Here is a 14,961-nt window from a genome sequence, read left to right as displayed (position 1 = left end):
TTTAGGCCATTGAGGAAAATAGGATCACCGAACTATTTTTTTTATATTAAAAAATAAAAAAACAAAATAGATAGAGTAGTTAATAAAATATGCGAGATTTGCACCTTGAGTTTTATACTCAGACACAAAAATAAACGTTAGAAAGACAAAACTAAAAGCAAACAATATTTCTGATGTGATAAATAATTTTGTTTCGCCACGTGAAATCATAGGAAAAGCATAAATCCAACTTGCAATTTTCATAACGTCTCCCATTAACTGGACACTAAATAGTTCTCGTGCAGAATAAAACTCTTTAGTAAATAACAACCAAATAGCTAAGTCACGAAATAGGTAAACGACCAAAGATAGGAATATCACTAAAGGTATTATTAATTTTGCGGTTTGATGTATTTCTGTGATAATTTCATCGGCTTTACTAATGGATGAGAGCCTTGGCAAGTAATACGTTCCCAATGCAACTGTTATGACGCCTAAATATACCTCTGAAATTTTCCATACAGCCTGCCAATGTCCAGTTTCATCCCAACCTACTTCGCCGATCAGTATATTCCGGACAAAGATTAACGCAATAGGTAGTGATAAACCGGATGTAATAGCCATCAAAATATAGCCACCAATATCCGACTTTGCCTTGGAAGTACTCCGCCCCCAGCAATACTTCAACTTTAACCATGGCTGCCTAATATTTACTAAGAACATAAAAGCACCAATGATTGCTGATTGTGATGCTGCTGCTAACAGAGCTCCTTCTATACCAGCCCACCAAATCATTAGTGACATTATAATGCTAGATATCGTAACCGCTATCATACCTAAACATACATAGCGCCTATATTGTTGCTGCCCGTTAATAACAGAATTGCAAAAAGTCCCCAAAGCAGTAATAGGTAAGAGCACAACTGAAACCTCTATAACCCAACGAAACTCAGTTTCGTGAAATAACCACAAAGCGACATATTCAGAAAAAAATAGTCCTACAGGGATTATTATCAATGAGAGTATAACAACCCATTGAACTGAAGCTCGCCACCATGGCGAGCAATTTATAAAACCTTCCTTATGCTTCTCTGAGGTAAATCTTACAATTCCGTTACTCACTGGGGCTGTGACTAAACTATTTAAAACACTAATCAGACTTTGGACTTGCCCCAAAATAGCCATACCGGAAGGTCCGGAATACACAGCTATTAACTTCGCAATAACAAACCCCATAAGCATTTTCAGCAACGTCAACAAACCGGTCATGGATGTAACTTTGATTAATCTTTTCATTTACAAAAGTTATTGATAGTTCTTATTACGAAATCAACATCTTCAGCTTTCATAGTTGGATCCATGGGTAAAGATAATACTTCATTATGAATAAGCTCAGTTATAGGCAATGAAATATTGTGAAAATCTGGATATGCTTTTTGTTTGTGTACAGGTATAGGATAATGTATTAACGTTTCTATACCTTGCGTACCCAAAAATTGTTGTAGCTCATCTCTGTATTTTGTTCTTATAACAAACAAATGCCAAACATGCTCATTTTCACATTCAACTTCTGGTGTAACAATAAGAGGATTATCTATGCCATTTATATAACGTTGAGCAATTAACCTTCTTTTCTCAATATCAGAATCTAAAAAAGCTAGTTTTACTCTTAACATAGCAGCTTGAATTTCATCTAAACGACTATTTGTTCCTTGATAAAGATTTTCATATTTTTTATGTGAACCATAATTTCTTAATGCACATATTGTTTCTGCAAGCTCTTTATCATTAGTAGTAACAGCTCCTGCATCCCCTAAAGCCCCTAAGTTTTTTCCAGGGTAGAAACTAAACGCTCCTGCATCACCCCATGTTCCAGCTCGTACATTTTCAATTGAAGAACCGTGAGCCTGAGCACAGTCCTCTAGAACTAGTAAATTATGTTCTTTTGCAAACGCCATAATTTCTTTCATCGGCGAGATTCTACCGTATAAATGCACTGGTAAAATTACTTTAGTTTTTCTGCTTATACTTTTTTTAATGTTATCTATAGTAAGATTGAAGGTAATGGGATCTGGTTCTACCAAAACAGGAGTTAAATTATTATTAGATATTGCAATAACTGATGCTATATAAGTGTTTGCAGGGACTATTACTTCATCACCATCTTTTAACTTTCCTAGCTCTTTCCAAGCTTTCAAGACAAGCGTCAAGGCATCTAAGCCATTCGCAACACCGATTACACTTTTGCTATCACAATACTCAGCAAACTCCTTTTCAAAAGATGCTAATTCTTTTCCCATAATATACCAACCTGAATCAATTACACGTGAACAAGCTTTCTTTAATTCTTTTTCATATTGTTGGTTTATTGTCATTAAATCTAAGAATGGGATCATTTAATTATTTCTCTAGCAGGATTACCGATAACGGTGGAGTATGGTTTAACATTTTTAGTAACTACAGAGCCCGCACCTATCATTGCAAACTCCCCAACAGTAATTCCGGGTAAAATAGTCGCGTTAGCACCTATAGATGCATTTTTTTTAATAATTGTTTTAAAAAAGTTGTCTGGATATTCTTTTGAGCGTGGTGACTTATCATTAGTAAAAGTTACATTTGGGCCAATAAATACATTGTCCTCAACTTTTATACCATCCCAAATTTGCACCCCACTTTTAATAGTAACTCTATCTCCAATCTCTACATCGTTTTCTATCAAACAATGAGAGCATATATTACATTCTTTACCAATTTTAGCTTGGGGTAGAACAACACAGAACTGCCATATATTTGTATCATTGCCAATATCTATTGATTGAACATCTGATAATTTATGAATCATGATTAGCAATCTCCAAAAAAGACTGATAGTCTCTAATATAATCAGTTTCATCATAAAATGAATCTGCTAAAACCAATAAAACACAGTCTTCAGAAAAGTCAAACATTTCTCTCCAAATAAATGAATCAATAAATAATCCTTGTGATGGATTATCTAGCAGCAACTCTATTTTCTCTTTCCCATCATCTAACATAAAACGACAAGAGCCTTTCAGTACTATAGCTAATTGCTTTAGCTGCTTATGCGCGTGAAAGCCACGTCTCACATCTTTTTTCGTATCGAAAATGTAATAAGCTCGCTTGATTGTAAAAGGAATATTCTTATGATCTTCTAATGAAACTAAGGAACCTCGTTCATCACCGTGACTTTGAAACTGTATAAATTTAATGTTCATTTCAATATGCCTATTTGACTAATGCTTGATCCATTTTTATCTTTTCCTGAAAGTATAACTGGGCCATTCAAAGGCCATTTAATTCCGATATCAGGATCATTCCACAAAATACTAACTTCAGAATCAGGATGGTAATAGTTACTACATTTATAAACAAACTCTGCTTCATCGCTAGTCACGTAAAAACCATGAGCAAAGCCTTCAGGGACCCAGAGTTGACGTTTATTCTCGGCAGAAAGATATTCACCAACCCATTGGCCAAATGTTGGCGAACCCTTTCTTATATCAACAGCCACATCAAATACCTCCCCGGAAACTACACGGACTAGTTTTCCTTGGGTATTTTCAGTCTGGTAATGTAGCCCACGCAAGATCCCTTTCTTGGATTTTGAATGGTTATCTTGTACAAATTGCGTATGCTTACCTGTGACTAATTCTTCGAATTTTTTTTGATTCCAGGTTTCCATAAAGAAACCGCGTTCGTCAGCAAACACGCTTGGCTCTATAATTTTTACATCAGGAATACGGGTATCTATTACTTTCATTCTATTATCCTGCATATGCTTGAATATTATTTAATGCTATTTTCCAATCACTTGCTTCAATAGAAAATACTTTGTTAATTTTTTCAGTACATAGACGAGAGTTACTAGGTCGCTTTGCCGGTGTTGGGTATTGCTTAGTTGTGATGCTAGTTAAGCTTGGCTTGATTTGAATTAGGCCTTGGCCGATGGCGTTATCAAAAATAGTTTCTGCAAACTCGTACCAGCTTACATGTGGTAAACCAGAAAAATGATATATTCCATACTCAATTGGCTCACCTTCATCAATGCGCTTAGCTATTTGTATTAAGGCATTAGCAATATCACCTGCGTAGGTTGGTCCACCATACTGGTCACCAACAACACTCAATGTATCTCGAGCCGCCCCTAAGCGCAGCATGGTTTTTGCAAAGTTGTTACCATGTTCACTAAAGACCCAAGCTGTACGTAGAATAATGTATTTATCACATTCTTGAACCACAGCAATTTCGCCTGCAAGCTTACTTTTTCCATAAACACCATGAGGGTTTGTAGCATCCGTTTCCAAATACTCGCCCGCTTTATTTCCATCAAAGACATAATCGGTCGAGATATGCAAAATGGCCGCACCAACAATTTGTGCAGCCTGGGCTAAGTACTTTGGACCATCACGATTTATAGCATAAGAAAGTTCGATTTCCTCTTCAGCCTTATCAACCGCAGTATGCGCTGCTGCATTAATAATGATGTTAGGCTTAAAATCAGTAACCGCTGAATTGACTGCATCTCGATTGGTAATATCAAGATGTTCTCTATCTAGCGCTAGTACCTCAGCATTCTCATGATTCGCTAACTGCTCAGTTAGGCTAGCCCCTACCTGGCCATGACAACCGGTAATTAAGATACGCATTAGCTTCCAGCCTTTTTCTGAGAGTCTGTCACTAGACGTGTCAAATACTGTCCGTATTCGTTTTTCATCATTGGCTTAGCGAGCATCAATACTTGCTCATTGGTCAACCAACCATTGCGCCATGAAATTTCTTCGAGACAAGCGACTTTTAATCCTTGGACATTCTCAATAGTTTGCACGAAAGAAGAAGCTTCATGAAGGCTTTCATGCGTGCCTGTATCTAGCCAAGCAAAACCACGGCCTAGTAGCTCTACATTTAGTGAGCCGTCATTTAAGTACATTTCATTGAGAGTGGTTATTTCTAGCTCACCACGATGTGAAGGTTTAACTTTTTTTGCCATTTCAACAACACGATTGTCATAAAAATAAAGCCCAGTAACCGCATAGTTTGACTTTGGCTTTTCCGGCTTCTCTTCAATCGATATCGCTTTCATATCTTCGTCAAACTGAACTACGCCAAAACGCTCAGGGTCTTTAACTTGATAACCGAAGACAGTAGCTCCTGACTCACGTGATGCAGCATTTATTAGCGTTTTTGAGAAAGATTGTCCATAAAAAATATTATCACCCAAAACTAAGCAAACGCTATCATCACCAATAAATTCCTCTCCGATGAGAAATGCTTGTGCTAAGCCATCTGGACTAGGTTGGATTGCGTACTCAAGGTTAATTCCAAAATCTGAACCATCTCCTAATAAGCGCTTAAAGCCCGCATTATCTTCAGGGGTCGTAATAATTAAAATATCTCTAATACCTGCTAGCATTAACGTTGCTAAAGGATAAAACACCATAGGTTTATCGTAGATAGGCAAAAGTTGTTTTGAAACACCACGAGTTAGTGGATATAAACGAGTACCACTGCCACCTGCTAATACAATCCCTTTCATTACTTATCACCTGCCTGTGAATTACTAATTACACCTAAACGTTCTCTTTGATATGAACCGTCTTGTACACGCTGACTCCACACCTGATTATCAAGATACCACTGTACCGTTTTGCGAAGTCCTGTTTCAAAGGTCTCTTCAGGCAACCAGTTCAGCTCTTTACTCATTTTGCTGGAATCAATAGCATAGCGACGGTCATGACCTGGACGATCTGTCACATAAGTAATTTGTTCTGAGTAAGGAGCACCCTTAGGCATTAGCTCATCTAAAATGGCGCAGATAGTTTGTACTACTTCCAAATTTTGTTTTTCATTGTGACCACCAATGTTATAGGTTTCACCAATCACACCTTCAGTGACCACCTTATATAGAGCACGAGCATGATCTTCTACATAAAGCCAATCACGGATCTGGTCACCTTTGCCATAAACTGGCAAAGACTTGCCTTCTAATGCATTCAAAATCACTAGAGGGATAAGTTTTTCAGGGAAGTGGTAAGGACCATAATTATTTGAGCAATTGGTCACAATTGTTGGCAAACCATACGTGCGTAACCAAGCGCGAACAAGGTGATCACTAGATGCTTTAGATGCCGAATACGGACTACTAGGAGCATAAGGAGTGGTTTCAGTGAATAGGGGTAACTCGTCTGAATTTTGTACTTCATCAGGATGAGGCAAGTCGCCATAAACCTCATCGGTAGAAATATGATGAAAACGAAAAGCTGTCTTTTTATCTGCTGATAGCTCGTTCCAATATGCACGAGTCGCTTCAAGAAGGGTGTAAGTGCCAACGATGTTGGTATGAATAAAGTCAGCAGGACCTGTTATTGAACGGTCGACATGAGACTCTGCTGCCAGATGCATTACAGCATCTGGCTTATGCTCATCGAAGACTCTATCTAGTTCAGCTCGGTTACAGATATCAACTTGCTCAAAAGCGTATCTTTCATCTTTCTCTACGCTGACAAGCGACTCAAGATTGCCAGCATAAGTTAACTTATCGACGTTAATTACGCTATCATCGGTATTGTTGATAATATGGCGAATGACAGCAGAGCCGATGAATCCGGCTCCACCTGTGACTAGAATCTTCATTTTTTACTACCAAATTTAATGAGTTTAGCCATACTACATGGCTATTTAGGAGTGATAAATTTTGAAAAATTTCACTATCATATCTCAGCCTTTTAAACTTCGCTGAGACACTTTTTATCCATTTTGAGACAATCGAATTTTCGTTATCCCTTGTAGAGCCTAGGTTTTACCGTTTTTTCGAAAATGGTCCAAATAGGCAAATAAAGAGTTGAGCCTAGATTGCTAGAGCGCTTCGCTGCTAGAAACTATAAAAGCAAAGAGTCTTAATTCTCTTTTCTAACAAAATATCTAATTAATACCAACATGACACCCAACATACCACCAAGCATTGTGCCTAAAACACAGATTAAAGCTCGCTTAGGTTTTGATTTCTCTTCTGGTATTAATGCTGGATCGATCGTTTTAAATACATACTCATCACGTACTTCAGCAAACATAATTGTTTTCGCTTGCTCTTCTATTAATTTATATAAAATTGAGCGAATATCTGCGATATTTGTTTGTTCGATTTGAGATTTTAAAAATGTTGTGCTGCGGTTAGCTTCTGCTACATCACGTTGCTTCATTTCTTTATTAATATCAGCTACCAACCAATTAACCCATTGTTGGGCAACTGTGGGGGACAAGTGTTCTACCGACACTGTGACCATACCAGTATCTTTTGCCACGTTAACCGCAATAATTTTACTGAATTCTTTATAAGCTTCTTGCATTGAGGGTTTTGGCTTAAACGGGACATTGACTATTCGAACCCATTTTTGGTCAACTTGGTTATATAACTCATCATCGTATATAATCGTGTTATCAGCCATGTTCCATTTTTTTGCGGCCATTAAGTCTGGCAAAATATTATGATTTTGTATAAACGAGCTGGCAAATTTACGCGATTTAATCACTTCTATTGCCATTTGGGTTTTATCTCCCCCTCCACCACTTAAATTAATACCCGCCATGCTTGCCAGGCCACCAACCTGACCTGCAAGGGCGGCTAAGCCACTGACACCGATTTCTGGGTCAGTCTGTACCAATAATGCTTCTGATTTATAAATATTTGGCTGGCTTACTGCAAAAATAACAGAACCAATAGCAAACACGGTTGTGATTGCGATAATTAACCATTTTCCTTGCCAGATTACCGAAAATAACTCACGAAGATCGATCTCGTCATCTGGTGCATTACCCATAGATTGAGTAGAAACAAAGTTTGCGTCATAAGTAGGTTGAAGGTTTTGTTTAGTCATAAGTCTTTTTTGTCTGGGTAGCAGTGTCTAGATTCTAGGACGCTATGCGACTAGATTGCTACGCTACTATAAGGTCAAAAGATGTCGGCTGAAATCTGCCAATTTATAATTAGTGTCGGTAAATGCAATAAGTATCTTGAAGCATAATCTTAACGACAAAACTATTTCTAGAAACGAATTATCACACTAGGCGCAATCCACTTAAAAATAGCGACAACACTATTTAGTTAGTAAAGAATAAACGTAATGCCCTATCGCTCATTAAGTGTTTAGAATTAGATTCCTGAAACAGCAGCAAATGCTACAGCAGTATTATAAATAATCTGGGTAACTTGCGACCAGAGAGTTAGCTTATCTTTGTATTCTGTGTCAAGAGGAACAATCACCGTGTCACCTGCAGCAATTTGCGTATCAGTATTAAACCAAATGTTTTTCGTTGGCATCATTACCGAACCATCCGCCTTGATAACATAAATTCTATCATCATCCCCTCGCTCTCTTGGGCCACCAGACATAAGTAGGTAATCGTCTAAGGTTAAGCCTGCTTTAAATCTATGTGTTGAAGGATGTTGAACTTCCCCCATAACCGCAACAGTTTGCTTAATCGTAGGCACATAAAGTACATCGCTGTCTTCTAGCTGGAGGTCAGCTTCAGGAATCCCCATTTTGATGGCATTAAGGTCGACAACTAACCGCCCTACCGCTTTAATATTTCCTAAGTCAGTAAGCATTAGCTGTGCTTCTGAATAATTAACGACAGAACCGTCTTTTGATACCCCACGAGTTGCAAGGTCGCGTCGAAGTTGGTCGGCTAACTTTTTAATTTCTAGCTCTTCTTGTATTCGCACTGATTCACGCACAAATACAGCCGCAGAAGGATAAGCGAACTCAGTAAACCCACCGGCTCTAGCAATAGCATCCGATAGTTTTTCACCTCGTCTGATGTTATATGTACCAGGGAATTTAACTTCACCTCTGATTTCAATCACTTTTCTTTCTTGCCAGTCTGGAGTGGTAAGAACAGTTACCATATCGCGACCTTTCAGTTCGATATTGTCTTGCTGATTACCATTAATCGCTGAATTAAGATTAATTTGTTGATGAATAATATCTGATACTGCGGCAGTGGTATGAGTTCGAGTGAGCTCGGCTCGCTCAGTATAGGCACCTTCTAACAATCCACCAGCCGCTTTCAATAAGTCGGTTATTTGGGCTGCATTTGTTAAAGGATAAACACCTGGGTGACGAATTTTACCTGTAATGGCAACGATTTGAATGCCTTGTTGTGCACTACTTTGCTCGGTTAGTTTGGTCACAATAGGATACAATAATTCTTTACGTGACATAACATTGCTGAGTTTAATTAAGTCTCGGTCTTCAAACAAATTAGACAGCATTTTAGCCACTTCATTGCCGACTAAGGTTTGTTCTTCTGATTTTTTGGCATTAAGCGCTACACCCGCTATCTGGGTTGAATATTTACTTGCCACTGTGTGATCTAAAGTTTCGAACCCTACTTTAAATAAGTCGGCCCCCAGTAATGAGTCACCTTTAAGGGATGCAATTTTATTAACACGTTTTTTAACTAACGAATTTAACTCAAAACGATTTTGACTGTCGTCATTAAAGTTAAAAATCATAACCTTATCGCGAGGCTGCAAGATAATATTTTCAATAGAATTTGGCGATGTAATGGCTTCGCCTGGGGCAAACTGTAATGTTTCTATATCACCGTGCTTGTTAATTTCGCGCACAACCAAACCATAATCAAGATCAGCCGAAAGCAGTAAATCCCCCCAAATTGAAGGCAGTAAATCACTAATACGCTGTTGCTTCCATTGATATTTACCAGGACGAACTACAGCTCCCACTATAGTGATGGCATCTTCATACTGACTTGAAGCATTTTTAACACGAATAAAATCACCAGCCTTAGCTAATGTTTTGTTGCCTTTTTCCGTGGTTAAATCGACATTGATAATACTTTTTAAGCCATTAGCATTGTAGCGCTCTATGCTGCTATTTTTAGGATAAGCACCTTGCTTAATGCCAGCAGCCATATTGATCACGTCTGCAATCGTTTCATTCTTTTTTAACTCATAAATAGCAGGACGTTGAACTTCCCCAGCCACACTAACAAGCCCATCTATTGATGGAATAAATACCACGTCTCCAGAACGAAGATTAATGTCGCCAGAAGCGTCACCACGCAGTAGCAAATCATATAAATCAAGTGAACCTACAAGCTTTCCGTTACGCTTCACTTGTACATTGCGTAAACTGCCTATTTCATTAACGCCGCCGGCCACAAATAATGCTTGAGTAATGGTTGATAAACTAGAAACGGTATATGAGCCTGGTTTATAGGCGTCGCCAGCAATGAAAATGCGAATTGAACGTAATTCACCCATGGTGATATTAGATTCGATGCCTATCATTTGTTGCTTAATGCGCTTTGACAATTCTTGACGTAAATCTGAAAAACTCAGTCCAGCGACTGAAACGGGTCCTAAATCAGGAATTTGAACCGTACCATCACGATTAATAGTTAAACTGTATTCGTTACTTTCTTTGCCGTATAACTGAAGCTTAATGACATCTCCAGGGCCAACCATGTAATTACTTGGAACGGGCACATCACTTACTGGCGCAAATGTTGTGGGTTCACCAGCAAACATGTCATAACCAAAACGTTTTAGCCTATCTTTATCACTGTCTTCTTTAAAATCAAACTCGCTATTTTTAGCTATTGTTGGTTGTTCATTTGCTGAACTTTGACGAGGCTCCACGACATTAGGATTAGTCACATTAACTGCGCTACTAGCACTACCAGTCAGTATTGAAGGATCAATACCATACTGCCTAGCCATTCTTTGTTGTTCTGATTTAGGCAGCTGTTTAAATTGCTCTATCATTTGTGGTGAAGGCGTAACAGCTTGAACAGGTGTGCTGAAAATAATAAAGGCCGACAAGCCAGCTAGTAACATGTTTTTGGTTTTATGTAGCACCAGATATCTCCAATATTATTTTTATGAGTGAGTAAAAATGACAAACGGTCGAAAACGATAGTAAACGGTGTAGCCTAATAAAAATCGATTACAAACAATGTAGATAACGAGCGATTACAAGAGTTAACTTCAACTACGAAGATTCAAGGCCGCTACGTGGATACTTGGCTGCATTTTTAGGGACTTCTTGCTGTTAAGACTCATGTAACACGCTACCGTTCCGCGTGGGGTAGCCCTGATTCAGTACATCCTGTACTTCTTTCTTCGGGCCAGCTAAAGCTGTTAATAATTGTTCCCGGCAATTATTAACAGGCACGCTACCGCCCATAGATTACGGCTTCCAACATGCCCTTCGCGAAGCGAAATATGTATTTTTTTGACTGAAAATGCATAACAGTCGTAAATCAAGCGCGGAATTATACTCAAAAATCAACTTGGATGCTCGAGTAAAAACACCTAAACGTTTCTAAAATGTTGCCACATAGTATAAATATGGCTTCAGAGAGTCAAAATTAAACCTTTTTAGTTTCAAATAGCTCTTTTTTTCACCTAAATTTATTTCACAAATAGACAATATCCTACAAAGAGTATCGCTATTATCTGACTCATTACCCTTTAGCTTACTTGCTCACTTTCCGCCACAGCTTGCAAATTGGCAAACTCAACTAACATTCGTTTCTGTTGCCCCATAATGTTAAATAATACATGGCAACGCTTATCTGGATTATTTTCATCAAATATGGCTTCGAGGTCTTTAAACGGTCCGTCGATAAATTTGACTTTGTCACCCTTGGTTAATGGTTTTTCGACTTGTGGCACAAAATCTTGCACGCGCCTTTTGAGCGCTGAAATAATTCTGTCGTCAATGGGGGTCATTTCTTCTCGGCAGCCGACGATTCGGTTAGCACCACGAGTGCTGTGAATCTTGCTCACGCTAGTGATTTGGGGATCAAAATAGATAAACAGGTAACTCGGGAATAACGGTGCCGTAACCATTTGCTTTTTGTTACGAACCATTTTTTGTTGGGTGATCATCGGTAAATAACTTTCGACTTGTTGTAAAGCCAAATTTTGCTGAGCACGTGTTTCTTCACGTGGTTTGCAGTACAGTAAATACCAAGATTTCATCATGACTCGCTTGTTTAAATTTGTTCATTTGTCTGAACAAGTGACGTCCCATTCACGGAGTAGGATAATAGCAAAATAACTTACCTTTTTGAATGGATTTTTTAAGCAATAATGCTTATAAATTCAGCATTTAATTCATTCTATGATTTCAGAACAAGCAAAAAACAACCACTTACTTAGTAACTAATTGATTTATCGTATGACGTTTACTTAACAACGATTAAAGAGGAAAACCAGCAAGCTTTATAGGAATCAATTTAGACAACATTAATTCTGATATTAGCTTAAGCAAAGTCGTTATAAAAAAGCCTCGAAAATCGAGGCTTTTTTAGTACGGTTACTCTTTGCGGGTTGAATTTGGTTCAAGGCAAAGACGTTTTAATCAAGGTGAGTGGATAGCGGCCTTGCATTGATGACCAACATTTGCAGCAAAACCAATCTTAAAAGATAAACAAACCTTAATACGCTTTTAGCAATAAATATTATTTTGTTGGCTTGGGTGGATAATTCATCATGACAGTGCTAATGGCTTTATTGATGCTATTGATACGTTCTTCTGGGGTGCTTTGCTCGCGTACTGTATCGGCCACTGTACCACGCCAAACTAATATGCCTGTTTTATTGTCAACCAAGTCGACCATTAGCGTACCTACGTCGTATTCTCGCACTGTGGTTTCACTTTGTATGCTGCCACCCCATCCCCAACGAGGACCATAATATGGGTTATAACCATAATGGCTGTTAAAGGTGTCTATGTTGATCTTTTTATCGACTTTAGTGATGTAGTTAACTAATAAATCGGCGGTTTGCTTATCTGTTTTACTGATACCTTTTTGGCTTAATTGGGTTTCAATGGCGGCGCGCACACGTTGGTCCATAAGGCCGTCTAAATGATAGCCCGCATCATTATTTTTTTTCTCTACCCATGAGTAGGTTTTATATTGCTCAAATGATACCGATGGATCGAAGTCTGAAGTTGATTTCATGGTACTACAAGCGCTCAATGCTAATACTGCAGCAGCTATAAACAGGTGTTTCATACAGGCTCCAAAAACAAGATGTTAATTGCTACAAGCTTATAGAGAGCAAGGGCATTGTCAAGTTAACAAGATTTCATAACAAACGATAACAAACAGAATAGGTGCCAGTAACGATGGCAAGCAAACACTTTCACCCGCTTGTTATCGCTTGTTATCTATGCTCATCATTTACATTGCTTATCCATACTGTTTGATAGGGTTGCAGCTGTATGGTTTGGTTAGTGTCTTCTATTTTTTGCCCACTTAATAGATCCACCCAATCTTCTGCAATGATAAGGTTGAGCTCACTAATGGGTAGGTCGGTAATGTGATCCGATATATTACTAATGCAAAAGATACTTTGCTTTCGATTTCGGCTCTGACGCCAAAAACCAAATAACTGTAACCCTAGATGTAAGGTAAATTGAGTGGCATTAGGATGAAAGGCAATTTGTTGCGTACGGATATTAATTAACCCAGTAAGCATCGTTAACACTTGGTTGTGGGTGCTAGTAGCGTCTGTTAACTGTTGTGTTAATTGTTCTATATCCCATCGATGACGGTTAATGGCTCGATTATGTGACGTATTGGCCAGTTTTTCATAGTCGTTGCGTGTGCCGAGTAAACTATGAATATAAATACCTGGGATCCCCTCCAATGCCAACATAATGGTATGGGCGCACACAAAACGTTCCATCCCCCATAAATCTTTACCTTTGGTGGTGCCTTGCAGTGCATCAAACAATGCAATGTTCATTTCGTAAGGTTTCTGTTCACCACTTTCTGTCGTTCTTGATGATATTTGGCCACCAAATTGCCTCATTGTATCAACTAAGGTTGTAATTTCATCTTCATCTAACAAGCCTTCAACAGGCCTTAAGCCAACTCCATCATGGGACGCAATAAAGTTAAAGTAGGTTGTACCATCTTGTGCGGGTGGCATACTCATTAGCCAACGCTTTAAATACAAACAACTGCCAGTAATAAGACTGTTAATTAACAATGGCGGCAGTGAAAAGTTATAAATGCAGTGGGCTTCGTTAGCATTGCCAAAATAGGTTAAGTTTTGGGTATTAGGAATATTGGTTTCGGTAATGATGATGGCATCTTGTTGGCTATGTTCAATGAGTGTACGTAACAAACGAACTACGCCATGAGTTTGCGGTAAGTTAATTGATGTAGTACCAACTATTTTCCATAAAAAAGCCACTGCATCGAAGCGAAAAATACTCACTCCGGCATCCAGATATTGACGAATAATTCGAACAATTTCGATTAATACCTGCGGATTACGAAAATCGAAGTCGACTTGATCATGGCTAAAGGTGCACCACACATGTTGGATCCCCTTTGTTGTATCGGTTGGTCTTAACAGTGTTGATGTTCTGGGGCGAACAACAGCACTTAAATCGTCAGTAGGATCAGCCGTAAAGAAGTAGTCGTGGCCAACACCCTCGCCTTTACAAAAGTTCTCAAACCATAAGCTACGGCTAGAACAATGGTTAATCACTAAGTCTGACATTAATCGTCGTTTACTGGCAATGGCGCTAATATCTGCCCATGACCCTAACCCTTCGTTAACGCTAGAGTAATCAATAACCGCAAAACCATCGTCTGAACTGTAAGGAAAAAAAGGCAAAATATGCACAGAATTGATGCAACTTAAATAACTGTCAATAAATTGCGCTAGCGTGGTTAGCGGCGGCTCACCTTGTTGGATAACACTGTCGCCATAAGTGATCATGATAATGTCTTTTTCAGACCAATGATTTACAAAGGGTTCTGGTACTTGGCAATACTCAGTGATACGCATAATATCGATCAGTTGTGTTGCCAACTCTGAGATACTGATATTAAGTTCAACATCATTGTAAATACTGCCAAGTTGTTGCTGCAGCTTTTGCTGTAAATCATCTAATACTGACATATGGTGGT

13 protein-coding genes are annotated in these 14,961 nt (G+C 38.6%); all 13 read right to left on the bottom strand.

Translation table 11 applies throughout. From position 1 onward, the window contains the following. Positions 1–24: 24 nt before the first annotated feature. Positions 25–1,248: an O-antigen translocase gene (locus tag ACWXWT_RS03845; RefSeq protein WP_456040287.1), complete on the bottom strand. Its 1,224-nt coding sequence runs from the start codon at positions 1,246–1,248 to the stop codon at positions 25–27. A 23-nt stretch (positions 1,249–1,271) separates the two neighbouring features. Beyond that, positions 1,272–2,375, bottom strand: a complete 1,104-nt coding sequence (locus tag ACWXWT_RS03840; protein WP_456040286.1) for a DegT/DnrJ/EryC1/StrS family aminotransferase — start codon at positions 2,373–2,375, stop codon at positions 1,272–1,274. Next, positions 2,372–2,821, bottom strand: coding sequence for an acyltransferase (locus ACWXWT_RS03835; protein WP_456040285.1), 450 nt, complete (start codon positions 2,819–2,821; stop codon positions 2,372–2,374). Before ACWXWT_RS03835 ends, ACWXWT_RS03840 begins: the two co-directional genes overlap by 4 nt. Further along, a complete protein-coding gene (locus tag ACWXWT_RS03830) occupies positions 2,811–3,215 on the bottom strand; it encodes a sugar 3,4-ketoisomerase (protein WP_456040284.1) in 405 nt (134 codons plus the stop codon). The genes ACWXWT_RS03835 and ACWXWT_RS03830 overlap by 11 nt, the downstream gene beginning before the upstream one ends. Beyond that, positions 3,212–3,760: a dTDP-4-dehydrorhamnose 3,5-epimerase gene (gene rfbC, locus ACWXWT_RS03825; RefSeq protein ID WP_456040283.1), complete on the bottom strand. Its 549-nt coding sequence runs from the start codon at positions 3,758–3,760 to the stop codon at positions 3,212–3,214. The genes ACWXWT_RS03830 and rfbC overlap by 4 nt, the downstream gene beginning before the upstream one ends. A gap of 4 nt (positions 3,761–3,764) precedes the next feature. After that, on the bottom strand, positions 3,765–4,646 hold the full coding sequence (gene rfbD / locus ACWXWT_RS03820; protein ID WP_456040282.1) for a dTDP-4-dehydrorhamnose reductase: 882 nt from the start codon (positions 4,644–4,646) through the stop codon (positions 3,765–3,767). Continuing rightward, positions 4,646–5,533: a glucose-1-phosphate thymidylyltransferase RfbA gene (rfbA, locus tag ACWXWT_RS03815; RefSeq protein ID WP_456040281.1), complete on the bottom strand. Its 888-nt coding sequence runs from the start codon at positions 5,531–5,533 to the stop codon at positions 4,646–4,648. Before rfbA ends, rfbD begins: the two co-directional genes overlap by 1 nt. Then, positions 5,533–6,630: a dTDP-glucose 4,6-dehydratase gene (rfbB, locus tag ACWXWT_RS03810; protein ID WP_456040280.1), complete on the bottom strand. Its 1,098-nt coding sequence runs from the start codon at positions 6,628–6,630 to the stop codon at positions 5,533–5,535. Before rfbB ends, rfbA begins: the two co-directional genes overlap by 1 nt. 263 nt (positions 6,631–6,893) lie before the next feature. Further along, entirely contained in the window at positions 6,894–7,871 is a 978-nt protein-coding gene (locus tag ACWXWT_RS03805) for a Wzz/FepE/Etk N-terminal domain-containing protein (protein WP_456040279.1), read from the bottom strand. Between the two features lie 275 nt (positions 7,872–8,146). Beyond that, positions 8,147–10,879 (bottom strand): SLBB domain-containing protein, encoded by a 2,733-nt coding sequence (locus tag ACWXWT_RS03800; protein WP_456040278.1) that lies wholly within the window; start codon positions 10,877–10,879, stop codon positions 8,147–8,149. A 615-nt stretch (positions 10,880–11,494) separates the two neighbouring features. Continuing rightward, a complete protein-coding gene (gene rfaH / locus ACWXWT_RS03795) occupies positions 11,495–12,007 on the bottom strand; it encodes a transcription/translation regulatory transformer protein RfaH (protein WP_456040305.1) in 513 nt (170 codons plus the stop codon). A gap of 482 nt (positions 12,008–12,489) precedes the next feature. After that, positions 12,490–13,047 carry a DUF4136 domain-containing protein gene (locus ACWXWT_RS03790; RefSeq protein WP_456040277.1) on the bottom strand — a complete coding sequence of 186 codons (558 nt, stop codon included), beginning with the start codon at positions 13,045–13,047 and terminating at the stop codon, positions 12,490–12,492. Positions 13,048–13,198: 151 nt separating this feature from the next. After that, on the bottom strand, positions 13,199–14,953 hold the full coding sequence (locus tag ACWXWT_RS03785; protein WP_456040276.1) for a sugar phosphorylase: 1,755 nt from the start codon (positions 14,951–14,953) through the stop codon (positions 13,199–13,201). Between the last annotated feature and the right edge of the window lie 8 nt (positions 14,954–14,961).

The sequence above is a fragment of the Shewanella sp. A22 genome, from assembly GCF_053850585.1.
Note: the sequence above shows the minus strand (reverse complement) of the source record. Positions and strands in the feature narration are given on the sequence as shown.

What these genes read in the sequence shown, in the direction of transcription:
- ACWXWT_RS03785 (WP_456040276.1), bottom strand. Translation starts at nt 14,953, where the DNA reads ATGTCAGTATTAGATGATTTACAGCAAAAGCTGCAGCAACAACTTGGC.
- rfaH (WP_456040305.1), bottom strand. Translation starts at nt 12,007, where the DNA reads ATGAAATCTTGGTATTTACTGTACTGCAAACCACGTGAAGAAACACGT.
- ACWXWT_RS03830 (WP_456040284.1), bottom strand. Translation starts at nt 3,215, where the DNA reads ATGAACATTAAATTTATACAGTTTCAAAGTCACGGTGATGAACGAGGT.
- ACWXWT_RS03835 (WP_456040285.1), bottom strand. Translation starts at nt 2,821, where the DNA reads ATGATTCATAAATTATCAGATGTTCAATCAATAGATATTGGCAATGAT.
- ACWXWT_RS03805 (WP_456040279.1), bottom strand. Translation starts at nt 7,871, where the DNA reads ATGACTAAACAAAACCTTCAACCTACTTATGACGCAAACTTTGTTTCT.
- ACWXWT_RS03840 (WP_456040286.1), bottom strand. Translation starts at nt 2,375, where the DNA reads ATGATCCCATTCTTAGATTTAATGACAATAAACCAACAATATGAAAAA.
- ACWXWT_RS03790 (WP_456040277.1), bottom strand. Translation starts at nt 13,047, where the DNA reads ATGAAACACCTGTTTATAGCTGCTGCAGTATTAGCATTGAGCGCTTGT.
- rfbC (WP_456040283.1), bottom strand. Translation starts at nt 3,760, where the DNA reads ATGAAAGTAATAGATACCCGTATTCCTGATGTAAAAATTATAGAGCCA.
- rfbA (WP_456040281.1), bottom strand. Translation starts at nt 5,533, where the DNA reads ATGAAAGGGATTGTATTAGCAGGTGGCAGTGGTACTCGTTTATATCCA.
- ACWXWT_RS03845 (WP_456040287.1), bottom strand. Translation starts at nt 1,248, where the DNA reads ATGACCGGTTTGTTGACGTTGCTGAAAATGCTTATGGGGTTTGTTATT.
- rfbD (WP_456040282.1), bottom strand. Translation starts at nt 4,646, where the DNA reads ATGCGTATCTTAATTACCGGTTGTCATGGCCAGGTAGGGGCTAGCCTA.
- rfbB (WP_456040280.1), bottom strand. Translation starts at nt 6,630, where the DNA reads ATGAAGATTCTAGTCACAGGTGGAGCCGGATTCATCGGCTCTGCTGTC.